The 25369-nt window shown below is 70.1% G+C and carries 26 protein-coding genes; 13 read left to right on the forward strand and 13 right to left on the reverse strand.

The window, feature by feature from the left end:
* Window positions 1-39: 39 nt before the first annotated feature.
* From DD542_RS01200 to DD542_RS01210, 3 genes are all read right to left on the reverse strand, one after another.
* Window positions 40-936: an amino acid ABC transporter substrate-binding protein gene (locus tag DD542_RS01200; protein ID WP_127803194.1), complete on the reverse strand. Its 897-nt coding sequence runs from the start codon at window positions 934-936 to the stop codon at window positions 40-42.
* Window positions 937-974: 38 nt separating this feature from the next.
* Window positions 975-1871, reverse strand: a complete 897-nt coding sequence (locus DD542_RS01205) for a transporter substrate-binding domain-containing protein (protein WP_127803196.1) — start codon at window positions 1869-1871, stop codon at window positions 975-977.
* Window positions 1872-2055: 184 nt separating this feature from the next.
* Complete coding sequence (locus DD542_RS01210; RefSeq protein ID WP_164868313.1) at window positions 2056-2889, reverse strand: SDR family oxidoreductase; 834 nt, start codon at window positions 2887-2889, stop codon at window positions 2056-2058.
* Window positions 2890-3001: 112 nt separating this feature from the next.
* Between DD542_RS01210 and DD542_RS01215 the strand changes: the two genes are divergently transcribed.
* From DD542_RS01215 to DD542_RS01225, 3 genes are all read left to right on the forward strand, one after another.
* Window positions 3002-3988, forward strand: coding sequence for an AraC family transcriptional regulator (locus DD542_RS01215; RefSeq protein ID WP_127803200.1), 987 nt, complete (start codon window positions 3002-3004; stop codon window positions 3986-3988).
* 66 nt (window positions 3989-4054) lie between these two features.
* Window positions 4055-4393, forward strand: coding sequence for a zinc ribbon domain-containing protein YjdM (locus DD542_RS01220; protein WP_127803202.1), 339 nt, complete (start codon window positions 4055-4057; stop codon window positions 4391-4393).
* A gap of 16 nt (window positions 4394-4409) precedes the next feature.
* Window positions 4410-4676: a DUF167 domain-containing protein gene (locus DD542_RS01225; RefSeq protein ID WP_127803204.1), complete on the forward strand. Its 267-nt coding sequence runs from the start codon at window positions 4410-4412 to the stop codon at window positions 4674-4676.
* Here the strand turns inward: DD542_RS01225 and DD542_RS01230 are convergent.
* The 5 genes from DD542_RS01230 to DD542_RS01250 are packed head-to-tail and all read right to left on the reverse strand — an operon-like array spanning window position 4648 to window position 9641.
* Window positions 4648-5937, reverse strand: coding sequence for an amidohydrolase family protein (locus DD542_RS01230; protein WP_127803206.1), 1290 nt, complete (start codon window positions 5935-5937; stop codon window positions 4648-4650). The genes DD542_RS01225 and DD542_RS01230 overlap by 29 nt on opposite strands.
* 34 nt (window positions 5938-5971) lie before the next feature.
* A complete protein-coding gene (locus tag DD542_RS01235; protein ID WP_127803209.1) occupies window positions 5972-6418 on the reverse strand; it encodes an HIT family protein in 447 nt (148 codons plus the stop codon).
* Window positions 6419-6474: 56 nt separating this feature from the next.
* Window positions 6475-7104, reverse strand: a complete 630-nt coding sequence (gene upp, locus DD542_RS01240) for a uracil phosphoribosyltransferase (RefSeq protein WP_127803211.1) — start codon at window positions 7102-7104, stop codon at window positions 6475-6477.
* Window positions 7105-7140: 36 nt separating this feature from the next.
* On the reverse strand, window positions 7141-8352 hold the full coding sequence (locus DD542_RS01245) for a URC4/urg3 family protein (RefSeq protein ID WP_127803213.1): 1212 nt from the start codon (window positions 8350-8352) through the stop codon (window positions 7141-7143).
* Window positions 8349-9641: a GTP cyclohydrolase II gene (locus DD542_RS01250; RefSeq protein WP_066156307.1), complete on the reverse strand. Its 1293-nt coding sequence runs from the start codon at window positions 9639-9641 to the stop codon at window positions 8349-8351. Before DD542_RS01250 ends, DD542_RS01245 begins: the two co-directional genes overlap by 4 nt.
* A 158-nt stretch (window positions 9642-9799) precedes the next feature.
* Here DD542_RS01250 and DD542_RS01255 point away from each other — a divergent pair, with 158 nt between their 5' ends.
* From DD542_RS01255 to DD542_RS01265, 3 genes are all read left to right on the forward strand, one after another.
* Window positions 9800-10093 (forward strand): hypothetical protein, encoded by a 294-nt coding sequence (locus DD542_RS01255; protein ID WP_066156304.1) that lies wholly within the window; start codon window positions 9800-9802, stop codon window positions 10091-10093.
* Between the two features lie 2 nt (window positions 10094-10095).
* Window positions 10096-11016 carry a ketopantoate reductase family protein gene (locus DD542_RS01260; RefSeq protein ID WP_127803215.1) on the forward strand — a complete coding sequence of 307 codons (921 nt, stop codon included), beginning with the start codon at window positions 10096-10098 and terminating at the stop codon, window positions 11014-11016.
* Between the two features lie 136 nt (window positions 11017-11152).
* Window positions 11153-13756: a PAS domain S-box protein gene (locus tag DD542_RS01265; RefSeq protein ID WP_127803217.1), complete on the forward strand. Its 2604-nt coding sequence runs from the start codon at window positions 11153-11155 to the stop codon at window positions 13754-13756.
* Window positions 13757-13783: 27 nt separating this feature from the next.
* On the opposite strand, the gene ompA is transcribed toward DD542_RS01265, so the two are convergent.
* Window positions 13784-14437, reverse strand: coding sequence for an outer membrane protein OmpA (gene ompA / locus DD542_RS01270; protein WP_127803219.1), 654 nt, complete (start codon window positions 14435-14437; stop codon window positions 13784-13786).
* Between the two features lie 191 nt (window positions 14438-14628).
* Window positions 14629-15639 carry a sodium-dependent bicarbonate transport family permease gene (locus DD542_RS01275; RefSeq protein ID WP_127807242.1) on the reverse strand — a complete coding sequence of 337 codons (1011 nt, stop codon included), beginning with the start codon at window positions 15637-15639 and terminating at the stop codon, window positions 14629-14631.
* Window positions 15640-15734: 95 nt separating this feature from the next.
* Between DD542_RS01275 and DD542_RS01280 the strand changes: the two genes are divergently transcribed.
* A complete protein-coding gene (locus DD542_RS01280) occupies window positions 15735-16667 on the forward strand; it encodes a LysR family transcriptional regulator (RefSeq protein WP_127803221.1) in 933 nt (310 codons plus the stop codon).
* On the opposite strand, the gene DD542_RS01285 is transcribed toward DD542_RS01280, so the two are convergent.
* Window positions 16646-18199, reverse strand: coding sequence for an AMP-binding protein (locus tag DD542_RS01285; protein WP_127803223.1), 1554 nt, complete (start codon window positions 18197-18199; stop codon window positions 16646-16648). The two genes, DD542_RS01280 and DD542_RS01285, sit on opposite strands and share 22 nt — an antisense overlap.
* A 108-nt stretch (window positions 18200-18307) precedes the next feature.
* On the opposite strand from DD542_RS01285, the gene DD542_RS01290 reads away from it, so the two are divergent.
* Window positions 18308-20044 carry a thiamine pyrophosphate-binding protein gene (locus DD542_RS01290; RefSeq protein ID WP_127803226.1) on the forward strand — a complete coding sequence of 579 codons (1737 nt, stop codon included), beginning with the start codon at window positions 18308-18310 and terminating at the stop codon, window positions 20042-20044.
* A 35-nt stretch (window positions 20045-20079) separates the two neighbouring features.
* A complete protein-coding gene (locus DD542_RS01295) occupies window positions 20080-20742 on the forward strand; it encodes a GntR family transcriptional regulator (protein ID WP_127803228.1) in 663 nt (220 codons plus the stop codon).
* A gap of 12 nt (window positions 20743-20754) precedes the next feature.
* Here DD542_RS01295 and DD542_RS01300 read toward each other — a convergent pair whose 3' ends face one another.
* Window positions 20755-21342, reverse strand: a complete 588-nt coding sequence (locus DD542_RS01300; protein WP_127803230.1) for an NAD(P)H-dependent oxidoreductase — start codon at window positions 21340-21342, stop codon at window positions 20755-20757.
* 103 nt (window positions 21343-21445) lie between these two features.
* Here DD542_RS01300 and DD542_RS01305 point away from each other — a divergent pair, with 103 nt between their 5' ends.
* From DD542_RS01305 to DD542_RS01320, 4 genes are all read left to right on the forward strand, one after another.
* On the forward strand, window positions 21446-22048 hold the full coding sequence (locus DD542_RS01305) for a TetR/AcrR family transcriptional regulator (protein WP_127803232.1): 603 nt from the start codon (window positions 21446-21448) through the stop codon (window positions 22046-22048).
* 58 nt (window positions 22049-22106) lie between these two features.
* Window positions 22107-23273 carry an AAA family ATPase gene (locus DD542_RS01310; RefSeq protein WP_127803234.1) on the forward strand — a complete coding sequence of 389 codons (1167 nt, stop codon included), beginning with the start codon at window positions 22107-22109 and terminating at the stop codon, window positions 23271-23273.
* A gap of 81 nt (window positions 23274-23354) precedes the next feature.
* Window positions 23355-23813, forward strand: a complete 459-nt coding sequence (locus DD542_RS01315; RefSeq protein ID WP_127803236.1) for a MarR family winged helix-turn-helix transcriptional regulator — start codon at window positions 23355-23357, stop codon at window positions 23811-23813.
* Complete coding sequence (locus DD542_RS01320) at window positions 23810-24712, forward strand: alpha/beta fold hydrolase (protein ID WP_127803238.1); 903 nt, start codon at window positions 23810-23812, stop codon at window positions 24710-24712. Before DD542_RS01315 ends, DD542_RS01320 begins: the two co-directional genes overlap by 4 nt.
* Before the next feature lie 5 nt (window positions 24713-24717).
* On the opposite strand, the gene DD542_RS01325 is transcribed toward DD542_RS01320, so the two are convergent.
* Window positions 24718-25353: a LysE family translocator gene (locus DD542_RS01325; RefSeq protein ID WP_127803240.1), complete on the reverse strand. Its 636-nt coding sequence runs from the start codon at window positions 25351-25353 to the stop codon at window positions 24718-24720.
* Window positions 25354-25369 lie beyond the last annotated feature (16 nt).

The following is a 25369-nucleotide window of genomic DNA, read 5'->3' on the forward strand; positions in this document are numbered from 1 at the left end:
CTTCGAGTGGGTTGGGGAAACGGGAATCACCGCTGGAGGTCAGCCCGGCACCTGGTCGGTGGGGTACTTCCAGAAGTCCTTGAGCAGGTAGTTCATGGGCAGGTTGAGGCTGCGGTTGGCCGGCGGGATGGGCTTCTGGAACCAGCGCTCGTAGACCACATGGGCCTCGCGCGTCTGGATCAGGCGCTTCATCTCGTCGTCGACCAGCTTCTTGAACTCGGCGTCGCTGCGCGAGAACATGATGGCCAGCGGCTCGATGGTCAGGAACTTGCCCACCACCTTGAACTTGCCGGGATCGGGCCGCCCGGCCACCAGGCCGTAGAGCAGCACGTCGTCCATCGCGAAGCCGTCGGCCTCGGCGGCGGCCACCATGTCGACCGCGCGCGCATGGTCCGGCGCTTCCACCACGCGGATGCCGAGCTGGTACTCGTTGTTGGCCTGCGCCACGGCCTTCAGCGGCGTGGTGCCCTTGGTCGAGACCACGGTGCGGCCCTTGAAGTCGCGGATCACCGCGACCGGGCTGTCGGCCCGCACGAGGTAGCGCGCCCCGGCGATGTAGTGCGGCACGGTGAAAGCCACCTTCTGCCGGCGCTCGGCGTTGTTGGTGGTCGAGCCGCATTCCAGGTCGGCCTTGCCCTCTTCGATCATGGCGATGCGGTTGGCCGGCGTCACCATCACGAAGCGGGGTTTCAGATCGGGCGCGGCCATCTGGCGGCGCAGCGCGTCCACCAGCTTCAGGCACAGGTCCACCGCGTAACCCACCGGCTTGCCGTCCGGGTCGACAAAGGAGAACGGCACCGACGATTCGCGGTGGGCGATCACCACAGTGCCGCTGGATTTGATGCGGTCCAGCACCGGGCCGGCCATCGACGGCTGGACCAGCGCGGCGGCCAGCAAGGCGAGCGCACAACGGGCGAGGGACCGGGTGTGGGGCATGGCGGTGTTGTTGGTGGAAGGGTGGAGGAATGGACGGCTCAGCCCAGCGGCCGGTCGTTGGGCGACCGGTACAGCTCCAGCAGCGCCTCGGGCGCGGGCCAGTTGAGGTTGAGCCCCTTGGGCGGAATCGGCGACTGGAACCAGCGGCGGTAGATCTTCAGCGCCTCGCCCGACTGCATCAGCTCGGTCAGGCTGCGGTCCACCAGCGCCTTGAAGCGCGGGTCGTCCTTGCGCAGCATGCAGGCATAGACCTCGGCCGCCATCGGCTGGCCGACCACGCGCCAGTCGCCGGGCCGGTCGGCCTTGGCGCGCAGGCCGTAGAGCATGGCCTCGTCCATCAGGAAGGCCGCGGCACGGCCATCCTGCACGCTGTTGAAACCGTCGCCGTGGTCCTTGACCTTGAGGATGTCGAAGCGGGTGCCGGTGGCCTCGGCGTGCAGCAGCAGCGAGCGCTCGCTGGTGGTGCCAGCGGTCACCGCCACGCGGCGGCCCTTGAGGTCGGCCAGCTCCTCGATGCCCGAGCCATGGCGCGTGAGCAGGCGCGAGCTGGTCACGAAGATGGACACCGAGAACGCCACCTGGCGCGCGCGTTCGCGGTTGTGGGTGGTGGAGCCGCACTCCAGATCGACCGAGCCGTTCTGCACCAGCGGAATCCGGTTCTGCGAGGTCACCGGCACCAGCTTGACCGCCAGCGCGGGCAGCTTGAGTTCACGGCGGATGCGCTCGACCGCCGCCAGCATCAGGTCGTGCGAATAGCCCACCACCTGGCGCTTGCTGTCGTAGTAGGAGAAGGGCACCGAGGACTCGCGGTGGCCCAGGCTGATGGTGGCCGTGCGCGAAATCTTCTCCAGCGTCGGCAGGCCTGAGGGCTCGGCCCGCGCGGTCAGGGCCAGTGGCAGGAGCAGCAGAAGGGGGAGGTGGCGAAGGGGTTTCATGGGCGCAGTGTGCCGCCCATGGCGCAAGGGACGTGCCAGTCGGTGTAAACCCTCGGTTCCGCCCCTCCAGACCGGGTTTGTGGCCCTGAAACCGGCCTTCAGGGCCCGGGCGCGAACGGAAATCCGACCACCCTCTGCGGGCGGCAAACGGATTTCCGACCCCCGGCCTTCAGACGCAGGTCCTTCAGGCCCAGTGCGCCTTGAAGTCCTGCGCGTACTGCTCGAAGCGGATCGGCGCGCGCCCGGTGATGCGCTGCACGCCGTCGGTGGTGCGCTCGGCAAAGCCGGCCTTGAAGGCACCCAGGATCACCAGCAGGAACTCGGCGTAGTCGGCCGGCAGGCCCGCACCCAGCAGGCCCTGGCGCATCGCGTCTTCGGGGATGTCGGTGTAGCCGATGGTCCGGCCCGCGGCCTTGGACAGGATGGCCGCCACCTGGTTATGGTCCAGCGCTTCGCTGCCGGTGAGGTCGTGCGCGGCGTTGACGAACTCGTCCGACGACAGCAGCTTCGCGGCCACGGCGGCGATGTCGCGGGTGTCGATGAAGCTGCCCTTGGCGGCGCCCACCGGCAGGAAGATCTGGCCCTGGGTCTGGATGCCGTGCAGCCAGAAGGTGTGGAAGTTCTGCATGAACCAGTTGGGGCGGATCACGTTCCAGGCCAGGCCCGAACGCTCCAGGTGCAGCTCGGCACGGCGCAGCGGAATGCTGTCGTCGGCGTTGGCGCCCATGGCGGACAGCAGCAGCACCTTGCGCACGCCGGCCGCCTTGGCCGCGTCGATGGCGGGGATCAGCAGCTCGTGCTGGTTGGCGTAGCCGGGCGGCGCCATCAGGAACAGCTGGTCCACGCCGGCCAGCGCGGCCGCCAGGCCTTCGCCGGTGGCGAGGTTGACCTGCACCTCGCCGGGTTGGGAGGGCGCGCGGCTGGTGGCGCGGCGCACGGTCTGGCCCTGGGCCGACAGCAGGTCAACAAGGGTGGAACCGATCTGGCCGCTGGCGCCGGTCACGAGGGTGGTGGTCATGGGAAATCTCCTGTGGTGTGTTGCGAAGGCCTCCAGTGTGTTTCCGATGAGCCAGAACTGGAATGCATGAAATTCCAACATTCATGTCTAATCGTCCATAAAATACCGCTCCATGGACATACTCTCAGACATCCTCCATGTCGCCGGGTTGCGGCGGCGCCTGCTCGACCTGCACGGGCTCACGCCCGAGGCGGCGCTGCGTTTTCCCTGCGAACGCAGCTTCGGCCTGCACGCGGTCACGCGCGGCCGCGCCTTCGTGCACGCACCCAACCTGGACGGGCCGCTGGAACTGCAGGCCGGCGACCTGGTGCTGATGGCGCGCGGCTGCGTGCACCTGCTCTCGCTGGACCGCGAGCCGCCCGCCCGCAGCACCACGGTGCCGATCGCGCGCTTCGTGGGCAGCGACTTGGCCGAGAGCGACCATGACCGCTTGCACGACAGCCCGCCCGCCCGCGACCCGGCCGCACCCACCCAGGTCATCAGCGCCGCCTACCAGCTCTGGCACGACCCGCTGCACCCCTTCCTGCGCAGCCTGCCGCCCTGGTTTGTGGTGCGCGGCCACAGCCTGCCCCAGCTGTCGGCGGTGCCGCTGGCGCTGGGCCTGCTGGACCGCGAGCTGGGCGACCAGGCGCTGGGCGCGACCTCGGCCACCCACGGACTGCTGGACGCGCTGTTCGCCTTCGCGCTGCGCGAGATCGCCGCCCGCGAGAACCCCGGCGTGCCGGGCTGGCACCACGCCATCGCCGACCGGCCGATCCGCCAGGTGCTCACCCTCATGCACGGCAACCTGGGCCACGGCTGGACGCTGGACGAGCTGGGCCAGCAGGTGGGCCTGTCGCGTTCGGCGCTGGCCGAGCGCTTTCGCAGCGCCATGGGCGACACGCCGCTGAACCACCTGCGCACGCTGCGCATGCAGAAGGCCATGCAGCTGCTGGCCGAGACGCGGCAGACGCTGGAGCAGGTGGCGCAGGCCGTGGGCTACCAGGACGCCTTCGGTTTCTCCAAGGTGTTCAAACGCACCACCGGCCAGTCGCCGCGCCAGTTCCGCGAGCAGGACGCGTCGGACCGGCAGACCGCATGGCGCATCCAGGAAGCCTGATCCACCGAACAGACACGAACACCGGTAGGGGTACAGTGTCGGCCTTTGCCACCGCCGCCCCACACCATGACCCTGCCCCGCTGCCCGAAATGCCAGTCCGAGTTCACCTACGAGGACGGCGATCTCTACATCTGCCCCGAATGCGCCCACGAGTGGGGCAAGTCCGGCGGTGACGAACCGGCCGAAGCGGCCAAAGTCTGGAAGGACGCGTTCGGCAACCTGCTGGCCGATGGCGACAGCGTGACACTGGTCAAAGACCTCAAGCTCAAGGGCTCGTCGGCGGTCATCAAGGTCGGCACCAAGGTCAAGAACATCCGCCTGGTCGAGGGCGACCACGACATCGACTGCAAGATCGAGGGCTTCGGCGCGATGCAGCTCAAGTCCGAGTTCGTCAAGAAGAGCTGAGCCCCGCGCCAAACCCATGGGCAAGATCGTCGTCTACTGCCAGCCAGGCGCCAGGCAGACGCAGTGCGTCGGCCTGCACGACGGCAAACCCAAGATCCAGCTCAAGGCGCCGCCGGTCGATGGCGCGGCCAACAAGGCGCTGATCGGCTTTCTCTCCGACGTGTTCGGCGTGCCCAAGTCGGCCATCAGCATCGAGCTCGGCGCGTCGGGCCGCACCAAGCGGGTCGAGGTGGCCGGCGTGGACGACGCGGAACTCAGCCGCCGGCTGCTCGCGGCGGCATGAACGCGGTGCTGCCCGGCCGGCCGGGCAGCGATAGCTGCGCTTCGGTGGGCGCGGTCTGCGCCAGCAGCTTCCCTTGGCGCCACACCTTCAGACGCGTCGCGCGCAGGCGGATCGCCTCCACCGGGTCGCGCGCCTGCAGCAGCACGAAGCTCGCGTCCCGGCTCTTCTCGATGCCATAACCCGCCAGCCCCATCACCTGCGCCGCGTTCACCGTCACCGCATCGAAGCACTGGCGCATGCCGGCCTGGCTGGTCATCTGTGCCACGTGCAGGCCCATGTGCGCCACCTCCAGCATGTCGCCGCTGCCCAGCGAGTACCAGGGGTCCATCACGCAGTCGTGACCGAAGGCCACCGTCACGCCGGCCGCCATCAGCTCGGGCACGCGGGTCATGCCGCGCCGCTTGGGGTACGTGTCGTGGCGGCCCTGCAGCGTGATGTTGATCAGCGGGTTGGCCACCGCGCTCACACCGGCCTCGGCGATGAGCGGGATCAGCTTGCTCACGTAGTAGTTGTCCATGCTGTGCATGGACGTCAGGTGGGAACCGTTGACGCGCCCCTGCAGGCCCAGACGCTGTGTTTCGTACGCCAGCGTCTCGATGTGGCGCGAGAGCGGGTCGTCGCTCTCGTCGCAGTGCATGTCCACAGGCAGGCCGCGTTCGGCGGCGAGTTCGCACAGCAGCTTCACGCTTTGCGCCCCCTGTTCAGAAGTGCGCTCGAAGTGCGGGATGCCACCGACCACGTCCACACCCAGATTCAGGGCGCGCGTCAGGTTGTCCAGACCGCCCTTCGTTCGCAGCACGCCGTCCTGCGGGAAGGCGACCAGCTGCAGGTCCAGGTAGGGCGCGACGCGCGATTTCACTTCGAGCATCGCGCGCACCGGCAGCAGGCTGGGGTCGCTGGTGTCCACATGGCTGCGGATGGCCAGCAGGCCTTTGGCCACCGCCCAGTCGCAGTAAGCGAGCGCGCGCTCGACCAGCGCCTCTTCGGTCAGCAGCGGCTTGAGTTCGCCCCAGAGCGCAATACCTTCGAGCAGGGTGCCGCTCTGGTTCACGCGCGGCTGGCCATGGCTCAGCGTCGCGTCCATGTGGAAGTGGGGGTCGCAGAACGGCGGGCTCAGCAGTTGCCCCGCCGCGTCCACGGTCGTTTGCGCGGGGGCCTGCAGGCCTTCGGCCACGTCGACGATGCGGCCGTTCTGCACGGCGACCGACATGTCGGTGCGTCCGTCGGGCAGGGTGGCGTGGGTGATCAGCAGGTCGAGCATGGCGATGTCCGTCCGCCCGTTGGCGACCAGGCGTTCATGGCGTCACGAGCACGGCCCGAAGCCGCTCGGCATACCCGCGCAGCACCTCGGCACCCGGATCCTTGCGCGGCCAGCTCAGGGCGATGCCATCGCCACCATGGCGCGGCACCACGTGCAGGTGGAAATGGAACACGGTCTGGTCGCCTTCGCGGCCATTGGCCTGCAGCAGGGTGAGGCCCGGCGGATCGAACACCGCCTGAACGGCCCGCGCCACGCGCTGCGCCGTCTGCATCACGGCGGCCGCTTCTTCGGCGGTGATGTCCAGCAGCGTCGCGGCGTGGCGACGGGTCGCCACCAGCACATGGCCGGGATTGACCTGGCCCAGGTCCATGAAGGCGATGGTCAGCGCGTCTTCGTACACCTTGGCCGAAGGAATGTCGCCACTGACCAGCCGGCAAAAAATGCACTGGCCGGGCGGCGAGGTGTCGATGAACATGGGCATGTACAGGCTCCTCAAGGGTCGCAGTCATGGTAGCAGCCGGACCCTCGGCGCCGTGCTCACTGCGTGCCGAAGATGCGGTCGCCGGCGTCGCCCAGGCCCGGCAGGATGTAGCCGTGCTCGTCGAGCTGGCGGTCGATGGCCGCGGTGTAGATGGGCACGTCCGGGTGGGCTTTCTCCATCGCGGCCAGGCCTTCGGGGCAGGTCAGCAGGCAGACGAACTTGATGGACTTCGGGTTGCATTCCTTGAGGCGGTCGATGGCGGCGATGGCGGAGTGGCCGGTGGCCAGCATCGGGTCCACCACGATGGCGTCGCGCTCGTGCATCTCGGGCGGCATCTTGAAGTAATACTCCACCGCGGTCAGGGTCTTGGGGTCGCGGTAGAGGCCGATGTGGCCCACGCGCGCACCCGGCACCACGCTGAGCATGCCGTCCAGGATGCCGTTGCCCGCGCGCAGGATGGACACGAAGACCAGCTTCTTGCCGTCGATGACCTGACCCGTCATGGTCTCCAGCGGCGTTTCCACCACCAGGTCCTGCATGGGCATGTCGCGCGTGACCTCGTAGGTCATGAGCATGGACAGCTCGTTGAGCAGGCGGCGGAAGCTGTTGGTGCTGGCGGTCTTGCTGCGCATGAGCGTGAGCTTGTGCTGCACCAGCGGGTGGTTCACGACGTGGACGTTGCTCATGGTGGAGGCCTTTGTTGTGGTGATGGAAAGAAAGGGTCAGAAAACCGTGCCGTCGCTGACGATGTTCAGCGGCGGCAGCCCACCGCGCTGGCGCTGCGCCAGCAGGCGGCCGGCGGCCCAGGTGCCGCCTTCGAGCACGCAGGCCAGGGGCATCTGCTGCTCGCTCAGATCCAGCTCGGCGCGCACCAGCGGCGCCAGTTCGTCCAGCAGCGCCACGGTGAGCGCGCGCCATTCGACGATGAAGGCATCGCCCGCCTGCCAGTCGCGCGTGGCCCAGTCGGGCGGCAGCGGGCGCAGCACGCCAGCGTCGATCAGCAGGCCGCCGTTGCGGTATTCGGGCAGCCCCGTCAGGGCGTCCAGGCCGGTCACGCGCACGCCCGCCCATTCAAAGGGTTCGAGCAGCGAGTAGGTCAGCCACTGAGACAGTTTGTGGAAGGGCATCCAGCCCGCGGTCAGCCCTTCGCCCACCACGGCCGGGTGGCGCCAGCAGTCGCCCAGCGGTTCGCCATCGATGGTGTTCTGCGCTGGCCAGATGCCGGACAGCGTGTCCAGCAGCAGCACCAGGATGTCGTGCGCCGCCACCGCGCCACCGCCCTGCGCGGTCAGTGCATCGAACAGGCCACCGGGCCGGCCCTGGGCACCGAACACCGCCGGCTGCGCGGCCAGCGCCTCGCCCAGCCGGCGCAACAGCGCGGCGCGCCCCTCCAGTCCCACCAGCGGGTTGCCACCGCCCACCTGGAAGGCGGTGGCCAGCCGTTCGGCCGTCACGGCGCTCAGACCGGCCGCGTCCACCCGCAGCGGCCGCTGCGGGTCGCTGGAGAACAGGCCGGCCAGGAAGGCATGGAAGCTCGCCACGCCCAGGCCTTCGGAGCGCGCGAAGCGCTGGCCGCTGGCGGCTTCCCGGTACGACCAGTCGGCGCCCGCGCCCGCGTCCAGCAGCACGCTCACCACCACCAGATCGATCTGCGCACGCGCCCGTGTGGCCGCGTCCACGTCGCCCAGCGCGGCGTCCAGCAGGGCACGCCGGTCCACGCCACCGGCCTCGAAATGCCGCCAGCGGCTGTGGTACGGGATGCGGCCGTCGGGGTAGCGCTCGCGCGTGAGTTGGGCCACGGTGCGCGCAGCGCCGGCCAGCGCGGTGCCGCTCACCACAAAGTACTCGGAGGCGCCTTCGCGCGCGCGGGCCAGCAGCTGGCGCGCGCGGGTGCGGACGGCCGTCGTCGACCGCAGCAGGCGGGCGGCGCTCATGCCCCCAGTCCCCGGCCCTTGGCCTTCTTCAGCTCCTCGGCGTCGGGCACCACACCCGGCGTGAAGTAGCCGGCCGCCATCTTGGCGTCCATCTCCACGCGCGCGTCGGCGGGGATCAGCTCGTCCGGGATGTTGACGCGCTCGCCCACCTCGATGCCCGAGCCGGTGATGGCGTCGTACTTCATGTTGCTCATCGACACCAGCCGGTGGATCTTGGTGATGCCCAGCCAGTGCAGCACGTCGGGCATGAGCTCCTGGAAGCGCATGTCCTGCACGCCGGCTACGCACTCGGTGCGGGCGAAGTACTGGTCGGCGGTGTCGCCGCCCACCTGGCGCTTGCGCGCGTTGTAGACCAGGAACTTGGTCACCTCGCCCAGCGCCCGGCCTTCCTTGCGCGAATAGGCCACCAGGCCCACGCCGCCGCGCTGCGCACCCTGGATGCATTCCTCGATGGCGTGTGTCAGGTAGGGCCGGCAGGTGCAGATATCGGAGCCGAACACGTCCGAGCCGTTGCATTCGTCGTGCACGCGCGCGGTCAGCGTGACGGCCGGGTTGGCCAGGTCGCGCGGGTGGCCGAAGATGTAGAGCGTCTGCCCGCCAATCGGCGGCAGGAAAACTTCAAGGTCGGAGCGCGTGACCAGCTCCGGGTACATGCCGCCGGTTTCTTCGAACAGCACGCGGCGCAAATCCGCCTCGCTGCAGCCGAAGCGCTTCGCCACACCCGGCAGGTACCACACCGGCTCGACCGCCACCTTGGTCACCACTGCCGCTCCGCCCGCGGTCAGCAGCTGGCCATCCGGCTTCAGACGCCCCTTCTGCACGGCGTCGATCACTTCGGGCAGCAGCACATGGGCCTTGGTCACGGCAATGGTCGGGCGGATGTCGTAGCCCGCGGCCAGCTCCTGCGCGTACACGTCGGCCACCTCGGCGCCCCAGGGGTCCAGGCTGACGATCTTGGTCGGATCGGCCCACTGCGGGTAGGGGCCGATCACGTCGGTGGGCGCGGTGTTGGTCAGGTCGGCCTTGTGCTCGCGCTTGAGCGCGCCGGCCGCCACCGCCAGCGCACGGTAGACGCTGTAGCTGCCGCTGTGCGTGCCGATGACGTTGCGGTGCGCGCGGTTGGTGGTGGTGCCCACCACCGGGCCGCGCTCGCGCGCCGTGGCCGCGCCCCAGACGATCGGCAGGGCACCGAAACCGCCCGAGTGCGAGGTGAGCCGGATGTGGCGCGGGTGCGGCGTCTGGGCCGAGGCCGGGGCCTCGCCGGAAGGCTGGGAAGCGTCTGCGGACATGGACAGGTCCTGTGGTGAAAGCCCGTGGCGGGCGAACCGGCGGCAGCGGCGGGTGGCCGCTGCCGACACCCGTTTCCGTTGTAGCAAGGCCGATGCCAGCCGTCCACCCGGCGGCCCTCCGTACAATCCCGGCCCTCCCCCTCTTTCTGGCCACTTTCATGCACTACGCCGTCTCCCACCACAAGCTCAAGCTCATCCTCAGCGGCGCCGGCCTCAAGTCCGGCGACGCGGCCGGCATCGACCAGCTCTTCGGCGGCAAGGACGGCTACTACTGGTTCGGCACCCTGCGCGACATGTGCCCCGAGGGCAAGACCCTGACCTGGGACAACCAGTACGCGCTGGTCGCGGCCATCCAGGCGCACGAAGACGCCAGCGCGGCCGAGGACGAGATGCCGCCCGAGAAGCCGACGCCGGCCCACATCGCGGCCATCTGCAAACTGCTCGCGATCTGACCATGAGCACGCCGACCGCACCGCTCCAGGTCGCCGTGCTCGGTGCCGGTGCCGTCGGCTGCTTCTACGGCGGCATGCTCGCGCGCGCCGGCCACCGCGTCACGCTCATCGGCCGGCCGCAACACGTGCAGGTGTTCGAGACGCAGGGCCTGCGCATGCAGACCCAGACCTTCGACGAGACGGTGAAGGTGCATGCCAACACCGAGGCATCGGCCGTGGCCGGCGCCGATCTGGTGCTGTTCGCGGTCAAGTCGCCCGACACCGAGGCGGCGGGCGCGCAGATGCGCGAACACCTCAAACCCGGTGCCCTGGTGCTGTGCCTGCAGAACGGCGTGGACAACGCCGAACGCCTGCGCGCCGTGCTGCCGGGCGTGCAAGTGGCCGCCGCCGTGGTCTACGTGGCCACCGAGATGGCCGGCCCCGGCCACCTGCGCCACCACGGCCGCGGCGAACTCGTCATCGAACCCTCAACCGCCAGCGAACGGGTGGCACAGGCGCTGGCCGCCGCAGGCGTGCCCACCGAGATCAGCGACAACGTGCGCGGCGCGCTCTGGGCCAAGCTCATCCTCAACTGCGCCTACAACGCCCTCTCGGCCGTGGGGCGCATCGCCTATGGCGAACTGGTGCAGCAGCCCGGGGTGAAGGACACCATGCGCGACGTGGTGGCCGAGTGCCGCGCGGTGGCCGCGGCCGACGGCGTGACCTTGCCCGGCGACGTGGACGCCGCCGTGCGCCGCATCGCCGAGACCATGCCCAGCCAGTATTCGTCCACCGCGCAGGACCTGATGCGCGGCAAGCCCAGCGAGATCGACCACCTCAACGGCCACGTCGTGCGCCGCGGCGAGGCCCTGGGCGTGCCCACCCCCGCCAACCGCGTGCTGTGGGCGGTGGTGAAACTGGTGGAAGCCGCCACGCTCCGCTGACGACATCCATCGCGCACCGTCAATTCTGACAAGGGCATTCGGGGAGCGCCGGGCAGGATCTTGTACAACGGCCCCTCCCGGGTTACAAGCCCTTCTCCGATCACCGCGGCGGAGCCTCCGCCCTCACCGCATCAACGTGTCTTCTGGTCTGCGCAACAGTCTTCGGCTGCAGCTGGTGCTGCTCATCGGTGGCCTGGCCGTGGCCGGCGCGGTGGGCTATGTGCTGCTCACCACGCACCTGGTGCGGCAGCAGATCGAAGCCGACCAGTTCCGGCTGCAGCGCATCCTGGTCACCCGCATGGCCTCGCAGCTCGACCAGGACATGCACGCGCGCACCACCGAGCTGCGCTTCATTGCCAGCCTTGAGCGCCTGCGCGACCCGCAACGGGCCGCGCAGGACAAGCAGGCCCTGCTCCTGACCAAGAAAGCCATCTATCCCTTCTACGCCTGGATCGGCATCACCGACACGCAGGGCCGCATTCTGGCCAGCACAGAACCGCGCATCAACGGCGCGGATGTGTCGCAGCGCTCGTGGTTCATCGGCGGCCGGCAGCGCCTGCACCAGGAAGACATCCACGACGCCGTGCTGCTGGGCAAGCTGCTGCCCCCGCCCGAGCTGGACGAGCTGCCGCTGCGGCTGATGGACATTTCGCTGCCCCTGCTCGACCGCCAGGGACACTTCATCGGCGTGCTCGCCACCCACCTCAGCCTGGACTGGGCCTACCAGGTGCGCCACCAGCTGCTGGACCAGCTGGACGTGCCAGGGCTGGAGATGCTGCTGGTCAACCGGGACGGCGAAGTCATCGTGGGCAGCCCCACGCTGCCCGCCCGCGACGCGACCAACCTGTCGTCGCTCACGGTGTTCACCGGTTCGAAGGCGGGCCGTGTGGGCACCGCGATCGAAACCTGGCCCGACGGCCGGCGCTACCTCACGGCCGCCGCGCCGGCCCTGGGCACGCACCCCTACCCCGGCCTGGGCTGGACGGTGCTGGTGCGGCTGGACGAAGCGACCGCCTTCGCCGACGCCCGGCGCATGGGCTGGCGCGCGCTGGCCGTGGGCCTGGTGTCGGCGCTGATGTTCTCCTGGATCACCTGGTGGGCCATGGGCCGCAAGCTGCGCCCCATGGAGCGCCTGAGCCAGGCCGTGGCCGACCTCGACGTGAACCGCCCGCTGGTGAGCCTGCCGGAGGTGGCGGGCAGCGGTGAGGTCGCCGTGTTTGCCCGCTCCATGGCCCGCCTGGTGAACGCACTGGGCGAAAGCCGCGAGCGCTTCCAGATGCTGTTCGACCATGCGCCGGTGGCGATGGCCTTTGTGGCTGCGGACGGCCAGGTGCTGCTGCTCAATGCCCGCTTCACACAGCTGCTCGGCTACGACATCCGCCACGTGCCCCATGTTGACCAGTGGTTCGTGCAGGCCTTCCCGGAGGGGCCGGCCCGGGAAGCGGCCCGCGAACGCTGGCGGAACGCGTTGCCACACGTTGGCAAGACGCCCATGGCGCTGCCCACCGCCGAATACGAGCTGCGCTGCTATGACGGCAGCACCTGCATCGCCGAATCCGGCGGCATTGCCCTGCCCGACGGCATGCTCGTGTCGTTCCAGGACCTGACCGAACGCCGCAGGGCCGAGGCCGGCCTGCGCCTGTGGGCCGAGGCCTTTGAGCACAGCGAGGTCGGACTGCTGATCTCCGATGTGCGAACCGAAACCCTCATCGCCGCCAACCCCACCTTCGCGCAGCAGCGGGGCTACACCGCCCGGGAGCTGAACGGCCTGCCGGTCGCCAGCCTGTACCCCGAGCGCGCCCTGCCCGGCCTGAGGGACGCACTGGAGCAGGCGTATGTGGACGACCACATCGTCTTCGAAACCGAGCACATCACACGCGATGGCCGCATCTTCCCGGTGCTGATCGACCTCACGGTGCTGCGCGACGCCGACGGCCGCCCCGTGCGCCGCGTGTCCTATGTGCAGGACCTGACCGAGCGCGAGCGTGCCGCGCAGGAGATCCGCCGCCTCAACACCGAACTGGAGCAGCGCGTCATCGAGCGCACGGCCGAGCTCAGCGCGGCCAACCGGGAGCTCAACGCCTTCGCCGCCGCCGTCACCCACGACCTGCGCGCGCCGCTGCGAACGGTCAACGGCTTCGTGCAGATCCTGATGGACGAGTTTGCGGGCCTGCTGGGGGACGAGGGGCGCCAGCACCTGCAGCGCATCCAGAACGGCACGCGCCGCATGGGCGAACTCATCGAGGGCCTGCTGGCCCTCTCGCACCACACCAACAAGCCGCTGGACCGCACCCGCGTCGACCTGTCGACCATCGCCACGCGGCGCCTGGCCGAGCTGGCCGCGGCCGAACCGGCGCGCCAGGTGGTGGTGGAGGTGGAACCCGGCCTCGTGGCCGACTGCGACGCGGCCCTGGCCGAGGCCCTGCTGGTCAACCTGCTGGACAACGCCTGGAAGTACAGCGCCCGGACACCCCAGGCGCACATCCGCTTCTGCAGGGACACGGTCGATGGCCTGAGCGGCTTCTGTGTGTGCGACAACGGCGCTGGCTTCGACATGGCCAAGGCCGGCCACCTGTTCGAACCCTTCCAGCGCCTGCACCACCCCAGCGAATTCCAGGGCACCGGGGTGGGCCTGGCCACGGTGCGCCGCATCGTGGACCGGCACGGCGGCCGCATCACGGTGCAGGCGGCGCCCGGCCAGGGCGCGCGCTTCTGCTTCACGCTGCGCGCCGAGGCCTGACCACACGGTCAGCCCCGGCTCCCGTCCTCAGGGCTTCTGCGTGCCCACCACCTCGATCTCCACGCGGCGGTTCTGGGCGCGGCCCTCGCGGGTCTGGTTGGACGCCACCGGCTGCGACTCGCCGCGGCCTTCGGTCTTGATCTGCTCGCTCGGCACGCCCTTGCTCACCAGATAGGCCTTGACCGCGCCGACGCGGCGCACGGACAGCGACTGGTTGTAGGCCTCGGTGCCGGTGGCGTCGGTGTGGCCCACGGCGATGATGGTTTCGACGTTCACCTTCGAGAGCTCGGCCACGAGGCCGTCGAGCGCGGCCTTGCCGGCCGGCTTGAGCACCGCCTTGTCGAAATCGAACAGGGTCTCGGCCTGCAAGGTCATCGCCTGCACCGGGGCTGGCGCAGGCGCGGGGGCTGGTGCGGGTGCTGGCACAGGCTCCGGTGCCGGCGCAGGCGCCTGGGCCACGGGGGCGGGCGGAGGCGGCGGCTTGATGGCGCCGTCGCACTCCGGGTGGGCGGTGGCCGGCGTCCAGTTGCTGTTGCGCCAGCACAGTTCGTTCGTGCCGTTGCGCCAGGCGAGCGAGCCGTCGCCATTGGTCCAGTTGTCGACCGTCTGGGCACCGGCGGCAGAGGCCAGGCTGACCGTGGCGGCCAGCAGCAGCATGCGGGGAAGGTTGCGCTTGTTCATGGGTGGTTCCTTTTCTCGAAGCTCCAGGAGAGCGTGGTTGGAAGGACTCTGGCGGGTCGGTCCTCTTCCCTGCCGAGTGAACCCATTCTGGTTTTCGTCCCCCTCCGCCCGCATCGGAAAGCGCCGCATGCGCGTGTAGGACAACACGCCATGGCCGCTCCCACGGCCCCCCGCACATTCACCACCTTTGCTCAGGGCAGCGTCGTCGCCAGGTGCGTGTACAGCGGAATGCCCAGCAGCAGGTTGAGCGGGAAGGTCAGCCCCAGCGACAGGCCGAAGTACAGCGACGGGTTGGCCTCCGGTATCGCGTAGCGCACCACCGCCGGCACCGCGATGTAGGACGCGCTGGCCGCCAGCGTCATCAGCAGCGCGGTGTCGCCCGCGGGCAGGCCGGCGGTGCGCGCCAGGGCCCAGGCCAGCGAGGCGTGCAGCAGCGGCGCCAGCACGCCGTAGGCCAGCAGCACCGGCGAACGCCCGCGCAGGCCCGGCAGGTTGCGCGCGGCCATCAGGCCCATGTCGAGCAGGAAGAAGGCCAGCATGCCCTTGAACAGGTCGCCCGAGAAGGGCTGCATGGCCTCGCGCCCGGCCTCGCCGGTCATCAGGCCCACCACCATGGCGCCGATCAGCAGCAGCTGCGAGCCGTCGGTGAAAGATTCGTGCAGCAGCTTGCGCCAGTCGGTGGACACGCCTCCCCCAGGGGGCCCGCCCAGCACCGCCGCACCGCCGCCCAGCACGACTCCGGCCGGCGCCGTCTGCTGCTGGCGCAGGCGGTTGGCCATCAGCACCGCGAGCACGATGGCGGGCGACTCCATCAGCGCCATGGCCGCGGCCATGTGTCCGCCGTAGGGCAGACCGATCTTGTCCAGGTGGCCGGTGGCGGTGATGAAGGTCACCGCGCTGACCGAGCCGTAGGTGGCGGCCAGCGCCGCCGCGTCAAAGCCCGAGACCCAGCGCCGCAGCAGCGTGTAGCCGATCAGCGGCACCACCACCGCCAGCACCACGGCGATGCCCAGCCCCGCCACCACCTGCGCATTCAGGCCCGAGGCCGCAAGCGCGAACCCGCCCTTGAGGCCGAGCGCCATGAGCAGGTACATCGAGAGAAAGCGGGAAATGGCCGGCGGGATTTCGAGGTTCGAGCGGACCAGGCCGGCCAGCACGCCGACCACAAAAAACAGGGTGGCCGGATCGACCAGGTTGTGCAGGTTCATGGGATGTTCCTTGGTTGGGCGCGGATTGTGGCGACCGGCATGCATAAAGTAAAATCGATTTTTGTGCGCCACAACATAGATAAAAATCTATGAACATCACCTTCCGCCAGATGCGCCTGTTCCTGGCGCTGGCCGACTCCGGCAGCGTCAGCGCCGCCGCGCGCGCCCTGCACGTGACGCAGCCGACCGCGTCCATGCAGCTGCGCGAAGTCACCGAGTCCATCGGCCTGCCGCTGTACGAGGTGATCGGCCGCAAGGTCTTTCTCACCGAAGCGGGCCGCGAGCTGGCCCAGAGCGCGCGCGCCATCGCCGGCGAATGGGAACGTTTCGGCCAGCAGGTCAGCGCCATGAAGGGCCTGACCCGCGGGCGCCTGAGCGTGGCCGTGGTCAGCACCGCCAAGTACTTCGTGCCGCGCCTGCTTGGTGGCTTCTGCGAACAGCACCCGAGCATCGACATCGCGCTGGAGGTGCTCAACCGCGACGGTGTGGTGCAGCGCCTGCGCGAGAACCGCGACGACCTCTACGTCATGTCCCAGCCACCGGCCGACATCGACCTGCAGGACCAGGTGTTCCTGGACAACCCGCTGCACCTGATCGCGCCCGCCAGCCACCCGCTCGCGCAGCGCCAGCGCGTGGCGCTGCCGTCGCTGGCGGGTGAACGTTTCATCCTGCGCGAACGCGGCTCGGGCACCCGGCTGGCGACCGAGCGGCACTTCGCCGCGGCCGGCTTCGCACCCGCGCTCACGCTGGAGCTGGGCAGCAACGAGGCGCTGAAGGAAGCCGTGGCCGGCCACCTGGGCGTGGGCATCGTCTCGCGCCACGCGCTCAAGGCCGAGGAGATCGGCCGCGACCTGGTGCTGCTGCCGGTCAGCGGGTTTCCGATCCGCTCACAGTGGCACTTGGTGCACCCGCGCGCCAAGCAGCTGTCGCCCATCGCGCAGGTGTTCCGTGAGCACCTGCTGGGGAGCGCGGCGCAGTGGGCGGTCGGATCGGAGAAGCCTCAGGCGGGCAGGAAGCGCTGACGCAGGATGCGGTGCAGCACCTTGCCGGTGGCGGTGCGCGGCATCTCGTCCTCCTGAACGAAGACGATGCGCGACGGGCACTTGAAACCCGCCAGTCTTTCGCGGCACCAGTCGCGCAGCACCGCCTCGGTCGCCTCCGCCCCCTGGTGCAGCACCACCACCGCCAGCGGCGTCTCGCCCCATTTGTCGTGCGGCACGCCCACCACCGCCACGTCGCGCACCGCCGGGTGCTGACCGATCACGGCCTCCACCTCCGACGGGTACACGTTCTCGCCGCCGCTGATGATCATGTTGCTCTTGCGGTCCACCAGCCAGATGTAGCCCTGCTCGTCGCGCCGCGCCATGTCGCCCACCGAACACCAGTGGCCGTCCATCGCCTCGGCGGTCTTCTCGGGGTTGCGCCAGTAGCCGTCGAACACATAGGCGGTGCGCGAGAACAGCTCGCCCACCTCGCCGTCCGGCACCTCGTTGCGCTCGTGGTCGAGCAGCCGGATAGCCCCGCTGCCCGCCCATTCGCGCCCCACCGAACCGAGCTTGCTCAGTTGCTCGTCGGGCCGCAGCAGCGTGACCCAGCCGGCCTCGGTCGAGCCGTACAGCTCGTAGAGCTTGCCGTTGGGAAACAGCTTCATGATCCCGCGCTTGGTCTCGGGCCGCGCCGGGGCCGAGGAGATCATCAGCTTGCCCACCGCGCTCAGGTCGCAGGCCTGTTTCACCGCTTCGGGCAGCGCCATCATCAGGATGTAGTGCGTGGGCACCAGGGAGGTGAAGGTCACGCGGTCTTCGGCCAGGGTCTTCAGCACCGCTGCCGGGTCGAAGCTGGGCCGGTCATCGATCACGATGGTGGCGCCCAGGTGGACAAAGGTGGTGCCGAAGTACAGCGAGTTGGCGTGGCACAGCGGCATCACCAGCAGCGCCGTGTCGTTGCGGGTGAAGCCCATTTCCAGCGCGGTGGCCAGCGCGATCAGCGTGCTGCCCGCGTGTGCACGGATCGCGCCCTTGGGCCGGCCGGTGGTACCCGAGGTGTACATGAGCGCACACATGTCCTCCGGCGCCACCAAAGGAAACACGGTGTCCGTGCGCGCGCCGGCCAGCAGCGCCTCGTAGGCCGTCCAGCCCGCGGGGGACTCGTCGCCCAGCACCACGTAGCGGTCGGCCGGCACCGCTAGTTCGCCGCGGATGCCGTCCAGCGTGGCGCAGAAGTTGGGGCCCGCGATCACCGCGCCCACCTCGGCGTGGTCCAGGATGTAGGCCATCTCCGGCCCGGTCAGGCGGAAGTTCAGCGGCACCACCACCAGCCCGGCGCGCGCCATGGCGGCGTAGATCTCCATCCACTCCAGTCGGTTGTGCGCGATCACGCCCACGCGGTCACCCTGGGCCAGGCCCAGCCCCAGCAGACCGGCCGCCAGCCGCGAGGCGCGCGCGTCCCATTCGGCATAGGTCAGCCGGCGCAACGAGTCGCGCACCGCGAGCTTGTGGGGAGTGAGTCGCGCGTGCGTGGCCACGGCGTCGGCGATGGTGAGCAAAGGGCCCATGGGCTGTCTCCTGGGTGATGGCTGGGGGCGATTCCGGCTGAATCCTGGCTTGATTTATTTGAACTCTGAATTCAGAATTCAATTTCGTCAATCCCCCCGGAGACAAACATGGCCCCACCCCCGATCAGCGAACAGTCCGCCGCCGCCGTCATCGCACGGTTCCTCAAGGCGCGCGGCGTGCGCCGCGTCTACGCCCTCTGCGGCGGGCACATCATGCCGATCTGGATGCGGCTGGACGCCGAGGGCATCCGCATCGTGGACGTGCGCGACGAGCGCGCCGCCGTCTACATGGCGCACGCCGAGGCGCAGCTCACCGGCGGGCTCGGCGTAGCCCTGGTCACCGCAGGTCCGGGCGTCACCAACGCCATGACCGGCATCGCCAACGCCCACATCGCCAAGGCCTCGCTGCTGGTGCTCTCGGGCCTGCCGCCGACGCCGCAGGAAAACCGCGGCGCGCTGCAGGACATCGTGCACACCGAACTGGTGCGCAGCCTCACCCGCTACGCCCGCACCGTGCGCCACCCCGACCTGGTGCCGCAGGAACTGGCCGAGGCCACGGCGCGCGCGCTGGGCGAAGGCGGCGAACCCGGCCCGGTCTACCTCGACTTCCCCATCGACACGCTGCGCGCCGACGTGGCGGTGCGCATGCAGCTGCCCGAGGTGTTCGCACCGCCCGCCGCCCTGCCCGCACCGCCGCACCCGCAGGCGGTGCAGGCGGCGGTGGACCTGCTGTGGGCTGCAAAACGCCCGCTGTTCATCTCGGGCCGCGGCGCGCGCGGCGCCGGCCCCGCCCTGTGCGCACTGCTGGAGAAGCTCGGCGCGGCCTACCTCGACACCGGCGAGAGCAAGGGCCTGGTGCCCGACGACCACCCCAGCGTGGTCGCGGCCATGCGCGGCGCGGTCATGGGCCAGGCGGACCTGGTGATCACCGTCGGCCGCCGGCTCGACTTCCAGCTGGCCTTCGGTTCCCCCTCCGTCTTTGGCGACGCCCAGTTCCTGCGCATCGCCGACTGCGCCGCCGAACTGCGCGACAACCGCCGGGGCACGGTCGAGGTGCTGGCCGACTGCGGGCTGGCGCTGCAGGCCATCGTGGACGCTGCCCCCGCCACCGTGCCCGCCAGCGACGGCGCCTGGCTGGCCGGCCTGCGCGAGCAGCACCGCCAGCGCTCGGCCAAGCTGGAGCAGTCCATGAAGGACGCCCTCGGCGGCAGCGACGGCCGCCTGCACCCCAACCGCGTGCTGGCCGCGCTGCGCGAGGCGCTGCCGCCCGATGCCATCGTGGTCGCCGACGGCGGCGACTTCCTCTCGTTCGCGCGCGTCGGCCTGCCCGCCAGCACCTACCTCGACCCCGGCTCGCTGGGCTGCATCGGCGTTGGCACGCCCTTTGGCATCGCGGCCAGCCTGGCCTGCCCGGACCGCACCGTGGTGGTCGCCACGGGCGACGGCGCCTTCGGCTTCAACGCCATGGAGATCGACACCGCGGTGCGTCAGAAGGCGCCGGTGCTGATCGTGGTGGCCAACAACGGCTCCTGGGCCATCGAGGTGCGCGACCAGCAGGAAACCCACGGCAAGGTGGTCGGCACGCAGCTGCAGTTCGCCGACCACGCGGCCATGGCGCGCGCCTTCCACATGCACGGCGAGCGGGTGCAGAAGGACGAGGACCTGGATGGCGCGATCGCCCGCGCGCTGGCCGAGCTGCGCGCCGGCCGCCCGGCCCTGCTGGACGTGGTGGTCACGCCCGAAGCTGCGTCGTCGGACGCCAAGAGCGGCCTGGCCTGGGTGCCCGACCTGCAGGCCCTGGCCGCCTGGGACGAGGCCGAACGGCGCTGGCGCGCAGGAGCCTGAAAGCCGGGCGTCCGGCGACCACTACCATTGGGCCCATGAAGCCGTTGCAGTCTGCGCCCAGCCTGGTCGAACAGGTCCACCGTTCGATTCTCTCCAGCATCGCCTCGGGCCAGCTGCGCCACGGCGAACGCATCATCCAGGAGCAGCTGGCGCACCAGCTCGGCATTTCGCGCCAGCCGGTGCAGCAGGCGCTGACCCTGCTGCGCAAGGAGGGCGTTCTGATCGACGCGCCCGGCCGCGGCCTGCAGGTGGCACCGCTGGACCTGGACCACGTGCGCCACATGTACGAGGTGCGCGCCGTCATCGAAGGCCTGGCCTTCCGGAACGCCGCCGAGCGCAACGCCGGGGCGGCGGCCCAGCAGGGGCCGGCGCTGATCCGCGCCGGCCGACAGGCGGTGGCCAGCGGGTCCTACACCGAGATGATTGCCGCCGACATGGCCTTCCACGGTGTCATCTACGCGCTCTCGGGCAACCCGCTGGTGGCCCCCTCGATGGAAACGCACTGGACGCAGACCCAGCGCGTGATGGGCGAGGTGCTGATGCGCGACGACAAGCCGCGCGACATCTGGGACCAGCACGAAGCCCTGCTGGCCGCGGTGGCGGCCGGTGACGGCGACACCGCCGAACGTCTGGCGCGCCGGCACATTCTGGACGCCGCCGATTTCATGATCGACCGGCTGCAGCAGGAAGCGGGCTGAAGCCGCAGAGCCTCAGCCTCCGCTCGCGCCCAGCCGCCCCACTGCGTCCAGCCAGCGCTGCACCCGGCCCGGCTTGGGGTGGCTGGCCGGCGCGAACAGCGTGAAGCGCGCGGGCCGCAAACCGACGAAGTGCAGGATCTGCCCGCGCAGCTGCCAGACCAGCGCGTTGCGGTAGAGCAGGCGCAGGAACAGCGACGGCGTGTCGGACGTCACCACCACCCGCGCGCTGCGCCCCGTCAGCAGCGGCCGGGGCATGCCGGTCCAGCTCGGGTTGCGCGTGTCGAAGGCCTGGCCCGGCAGCAGCGAGCGGTCGAACAGGCCCTTGAGTCGGGCCGGCAGGCCGCCCCACCACATCGGCGTGAACAGCACGAAGTGGCCGCACCACGCCAGGTCGTCCTGGAACTTCTGCAGCGATGGCTCCAGCGGCTTGGTGATCCCGTAGCCCGCCAGACCGAAGTCGGCGTCGAAGTCCAGGTCGTGCAGGTGGACGACCCGCAGCTCGTGCCCGGCCTCGCGCGCCGCGTCGGCGTAGCGCTGCGCGAGCGAGCGGCAGAGGGAGGCCGGCGCCGGATGGCCGTCGAGAACCAGGATGCGGGTCATGGGTGATCTCCTTTGAAAATGACCATGGTCAAATTCAAGCACAACTATTGACCGTGGTCAATTTAAATTTGACTGTGGTCAACACCTGCGGCACAGTGCCGCCATGCGCAAAGCCGTCCAGCAGAGAACCCTTGAAACGCGGGCCCGCCTCACCGAGGTTGCCCAGGCCCTGGTGACCGAAAAAGGCTTCGAGGCCTTGCGGATCGACGAGGTCGTGCAGCGCGCCGGGGTGGCCAAGGGCACCTTCTTCGCCCACTTCAACGACAAGGACGAACTGATGGACCTGCTCATCAGCGAGCGCATCAACGCCCAGCTCGACCGCATGGCAGCCGCCGCCCCGCCCCGCAACGCCGAACAGCTGGCCCGGCGCCTGATGCCGCTGCTGGAGCTGATGGCGTCGGAGCGTTATGTGTTCGACGTGATCCTGCGCCGCTCGGGCGCCGCGGCGATGGAAGAGATCGGCCCCATCGCCACCACCTTCGAGCGCATGGGCCAGGTCTGGGGCCCCTGGCTGGCGACCGGCGATTTCCGCCGGGACGTGCCGGTCGAGCTGCTGGTCGAGGGGCTGCAAGCCCTGGTGGTGCAGACCCTGGCGCTGCACTTCTGCGCCCTGCACCAGCACAAGCCCATGAAGGACCGGCTGCTGCCCTACCTGCGGGCCTGGCTCGGTCCCTTCGGCGCGGGACCGGCGCCGATGCCGCTCTGAGTGGTTCATCCTGTTTTATCTGGTTCAGATAATTATCCGAATCCACTAATATCCGGCAATGAGCACCGACAGCCTCTTCCACCGCGACCTCTACGCCGGCCAGATGGCCGAGCAGCTGCTCAACCCCGGCCCGCTGGACGAAAGCACCCGCTCGGGCGTGTTCCTCTCGGGCATCCGCCGGGTGGGCAAGACCACCTTCCTGCGCCAGGACCTGATCCCCGCGCTGGAGTCCCGCGGCGCGCTGGTGATCTACGTGGACCTCTGGGCCGACCCGGCCAAGAGCCCTTCGGCCCTGGTGCACGAGGCGGTGCGCCAGACCCTGCTGCAGCTGCAGACGCCGGGCTCGGCCCTGCTCAAGCGGCTGCGGGGCCTGCGCCTGGGCGCGGCGGGGCTCAGCCTGGACATCGAGCTGGACCGCATCGGCGAGCCCGGCGGCAGCACGCTGGCCCAGGCCTTCGAGGCCCTGGTCGCGAAGACCAAAACCAACGTCGTGCTGATCATCGACGAGGTGCAGCAGACCCTGGGCACCGACGAAGGCCAGGCGCTGCTGCACGCGCTCAAGGCCGCGCGCGACGCCGTCAACGCCAAGCCCGGCACGCCCGGTCGCTTCCTGTTCATCGGCACCGGCTCGCACAAGTCGCTGCTGGCCGAGATGACGAGCCGGCGCGCGCAGCCCTTCGCGGGGGCGCTCTCGGCGTCCTACCAGGTGCTCGGCAGGGACTTCGTGCAGTGGCAGCTGGACCGCCTCGCGTCGGCGCCCGGCCTGACCCTGCCCAGCCTGGACGCCGCCTGGGACGGCTTCCAGACCCTGGGGCACCGGCCGGAGGAGCTGCTCAAGGCCCTGCGCCAGCTGCAGCAGGTGGGCGGCACCGACCCCGACACCGCCTGGCACATCGTCTGCGCCACCCTGGCCGGCGCCGCGGCCGACGCCGACCTCAAGGCCTTCGACGACCTGGGCGAACTCGGCAAGGCGGTGTTCGAGCGCATCGCCGCGGGTGGCGAACAGGGCGTCTCGGGCCTGTTCGGTGCCGAGTCGCTGACCTTCTACGGCGAGCGCATCGGCAGCGCGGTGGACGCCTCCCAGGTGCAGAAGGTCGTCGACAAGATGGTCGGCGCCCAGCTCATCATCCGGCCCAGCCACGGCGTCTACACCATCGCCGACCCCTTCGTGCGCAAGGTCTGGCGGGAGAAACAGGCGCTGCTGGCGCCCCGCCCGAAAGACTGAACGACGCCCCCGCGACAGGGCGGTCTGGCGGCGGTTTCGTCATCGCTATATATTTCGCATGCGAAACAAATCATCCACCGCATGCCACCCGCCCGACCGCCCCGCCTCATCTTTTTGCTCAACGCCGCGCAGCGCCGCCTGCAGCAGCTCGTGGCCGCCGAACAGCTGCGCCTGGCCCATGAACAGGACCACGCCCCGTCGCCCGCGCAGGGCGGTCTGCTGTTCGTGTTGCAGGACAGCGATGGCCGCACCATGGGCGAGATCGCGCAGGCGCTGGACCTCGCGCCCTCGGCCGCCACCGGCCTGGTGCAGCGCACCGAGGTGCTGGGCTGGGTGCAGCGCGCCGCCTGCCCGCAGGACGCACGCACGCAGCGCGTGTGGCTGCTGCCGGCCGGGCGCGATCAGCTGCCGCTGTTGCGCTCGGCCATTCAACGCATCAACCGCCGGCTGACCACCGGCTTCACCCCCGACGAGCTGGCCACCGTGGCCCGCTGGCTGCAACACGTGCAGCAGACCACCCAGGAGTCCGACCCACCATGAACACCCCGCACCCCACCACCGACGAAACCGTGCACATCACCTGCGCCGACGGCCAGCGTCTGCACGGCCACTTCATGGCCCGCAGCGGCGGCCCGGCGGGCGGCCTGCCGGTGCTCATCTCGCCGGCCACCGGCGTGCGGCAGCACTTCTACCTGCGCTTTGCGCGCTGGCTGGCGGCGCAGGGTCACGACGTGCTGGTGTTCGACTACCGGGGCATCGGACTGTCGCTGCACGGCCGGCTGAAAGACTGCCGTGCCACCCTGGCCGACTGGGGCCAGCAGGACCAGGTCGCGGCGCTGGACTGGCTGCTCGCGCGCACCGGCGCGGCGCAGGCGGTCATCGTCGGCCACAGCGCGGGCGGGCAGATGATCGGCCTGCTGCCCAACCACCACCGCGTCGCGCGGCTGGTGGGCATCTCGGCCTCCACCGGCTGGTTCAAGGCCATGCGGCCCGGCTTCCGCCTGAAGGCCAACTTCGGCATGCGGCTGGTGCTGCCCCTGGGCACCCGCCTCACCGGCTACGGCACCACCGCCGTGCTGGGCCTGGGCGAGAACCTGCCGGCCGGCGTGGCGCTGCAGTGGTCGCGCTGGTGCGCGCGCGGCGGCTACGCCACCAACGCCGTGCGCCACCACCCCGAGCGCGACTTCCACGCCCAGGTGCGCACGCCTGTGACCGTGCTGCACGCAGAGGACGACGACATCGCCAACCCCGCCACCGTGGCCGACCTGCTGCGCACCCTGCCCGCCGCGCCGCGCCAGGCCCATTGCGTGCGTCCGCGCGACCACGGCCTGCGCGACCTCGGCCATCTCGACTGGTTCCGCCAGTCGCATCGCAGTGTGTGGCCGCTGATGGCCCGCGCCGTGCGAGGCGAAGCGGTGCTGCCCTCACGGGGTCACTGAGCCTCTCAGCGCGACAGCACCATCCGCAGGCCCAGGCCCACGAACACCACGCCGCTCACCCGGTCCAGCCACAGGCCGGCGCGCGGGCGGCGCTGCAGCCACTGGCCGATGCCGCCGGCGAACCAGCCCAGTGCACCGAACAGCACCGCCGCCTGCAGCGTGAACACCACGCCCAGCATGGCCATCTGCAGCGGCACGTTGCCATTGGCCAGCACCACGAACTGCGGCAGGAAGGACAGAAAGAACAGCACCACCTTGGGGTTGATGGCGTTTGCCAGCATGCCCTTGAAGAACTGCCGCGCCGCGGAGTCGGCGGCGGCGGGCGCGCCGCTCTCGGCCGGCAGGCCCAGCCCGCCCCGGCTGCGCAGGGCGTTGATGCCCAGCCACACCAGATAAGCCCCGCCGGCCCAGCGCAGCGCGGTGAAGGCCACTGGCGAAGCGGCCAGCACCGCCGACACGCCCAGCGCGGCCAGCACCGTGTGGCTCAGGCAGCCGGTGGCGCAGCCCAGGCCGAAGGCCATGCCCAGGCGCCGGCCTCTGGAGGCGCCGACGCTGAGCACCATCAGGTTGTCCGGCCCCGGTGTGGCGGTGAGCAGCACGGCAGTGATCAGGAAAGGCAGGACTTGGGCAAGCGTGGGCATGGCGTTCGGGTCGGTC

Origin of the sequence: Hydrogenophaga sp. NH-16, assembly GCF_004006415.1 — a bacterium.
GTDB classification, from domain to species: domain Bacteria; phylum Pseudomonadota; class Gammaproteobacteria; order Burkholderiales; family Burkholderiaceae_C; genus Hydrogenophaga; species Hydrogenophaga pseudoflava.

What these genes read in the sequence shown, in the direction of transcription:
- DD542_RS01280 (WP_127803221.1), top strand. Translation starts at nt 15,735, where the DNA reads ATGAACATCACCTTCCGCCAGATGCGCCTGTTCCTGGCGCTGGCCGAC.
- DD542_RS01200 (WP_127803194.1), bottom strand. Translation starts at nt 936, where the DNA reads ATGCCCCACACCCGGTCCCTCGCCCGTTGTGCGCTCGCCTTGCTGGCC.
- DD542_RS01245 (WP_127803213.1), bottom strand. Translation starts at nt 8,352, where the DNA reads ATGAGCGCCGCCCGCCTGCTGCGGTCGACGACGGCCGTCCGCACCCGC.
- DD542_RS01230 (WP_127803206.1), bottom strand. Translation starts at nt 5,937, where the DNA reads ATGCTCGACCTGCTGATCACCCACGCCACCCTGCCCGACGGACGCACC.
- DD542_RS01260 (WP_127803215.1), top strand. Translation starts at nt 10,096, where the DNA reads ATGAGCACGCCGACCGCACCGCTCCAGGTCGCCGTGCTCGGTGCCGGT.
- DD542_RS01205 (WP_127803196.1), bottom strand. Translation starts at nt 1,871, where the DNA reads ATGAAACCCCTTCGCCACCTCCCCCTTCTGCTGCTCCTGCCACTGGCC.
- DD542_RS01315 (WP_127803236.1), top strand. Translation starts at nt 23,355, where the DNA reads ATGCCACCCGCCCGACCGCCCCGCCTCATCTTTTTGCTCAACGCCGCG.
- DD542_RS01255 (WP_066156304.1), top strand. Translation starts at nt 9,800, where the DNA reads ATGCACTACGCCGTCTCCCACCACAAGCTCAAGCTCATCCTCAGCGGC.
- DD542_RS01310 (WP_127803234.1), top strand. Translation starts at nt 22,107, where the DNA reads ATGAGCACCGACAGCCTCTTCCACCGCGACCTCTACGCCGGCCAGATG.
- DD542_RS01215 (WP_127803200.1), top strand. Translation starts at nt 3,002, where the DNA reads ATGGACATACTCTCAGACATCCTCCATGTCGCCGGGTTGCGGCGGCGC.
- DD542_RS01285 (WP_127803223.1), bottom strand. Translation starts at nt 18,199, where the DNA reads ATGGGCCCTTTGCTCACCATCGCCGACGCCGTGGCCACGCACGCGCGA.
- DD542_RS01235 (WP_127803209.1), bottom strand. Translation starts at nt 6,418, where the DNA reads ATGCCCATGTTCATCGACACCTCGCCGCCCGGCCAGTGCATTTTTTGC.
- DD542_RS01220 (WP_127803202.1), top strand. Translation starts at nt 4,055, where the DNA reads ATGACCCTGCCCCGCTGCCCGAAATGCCAGTCCGAGTTCACCTACGAG.
- DD542_RS01320 (WP_127803238.1), top strand. Translation starts at nt 23,810, where the DNA reads ATGAACACCCCGCACCCCACCACCGACGAAACCGTGCACATCACCTGC.
- DD542_RS01290 (WP_127803226.1), top strand. Translation starts at nt 18,308, where the DNA reads ATGGCCCCACCCCCGATCAGCGAACAGTCCGCCGCCGCCGTCATCGCA.
- DD542_RS01305 (WP_127803232.1), top strand. Translation starts at nt 21,446, where the DNA reads ATGCGCAAAGCCGTCCAGCAGAGAACCCTTGAAACGCGGGCCCGCCTC.
- DD542_RS01250 (WP_066156307.1), bottom strand. Translation starts at nt 9,641, where the DNA reads ATGTCCGCAGACGCTTCCCAGCCTTCCGGCGAGGCCCCGGCCTCGGCC.
- DD542_RS01325 (WP_127803240.1), bottom strand. Translation starts at nt 25,353, where the DNA reads ATGCCCACGCTTGCCCAAGTCCTGCCTTTCCTGATCACTGCCGTGCTG.
- upp (WP_127803211.1), bottom strand. Translation starts at nt 7,104, where the DNA reads ATGAGCAACGTCCACGTCGTGAACCACCCGCTGGTGCAGCACAAGCTC.
- DD542_RS01210 (WP_164868313.1), bottom strand. Translation starts at nt 2,889, where the DNA reads ATGACCACCACCCTCGTGACCGGCGCCAGCGGCCAGATCGGTTCCACC.
- DD542_RS01225 (WP_127803204.1), top strand. Translation starts at nt 4,410, where the DNA reads ATGGGCAAGATCGTCGTCTACTGCCAGCCAGGCGCCAGGCAGACGCAG.
- DD542_RS01295 (WP_127803228.1), top strand. Translation starts at nt 20,080, where the DNA reads ATGAAGCCGTTGCAGTCTGCGCCCAGCCTGGTCGAACAGGTCCACCGT.
- ompA (WP_127803219.1), bottom strand. Translation starts at nt 14,437, where the DNA reads ATGAACAAGCGCAACCTTCCCCGCATGCTGCTGCTGGCCGCCACGGTC.
- DD542_RS01300 (WP_127803230.1), bottom strand. Translation starts at nt 21,342, where the DNA reads ATGACCCGCATCCTGGTTCTCGACGGCCATCCGGCGCCGGCCTCCCTC.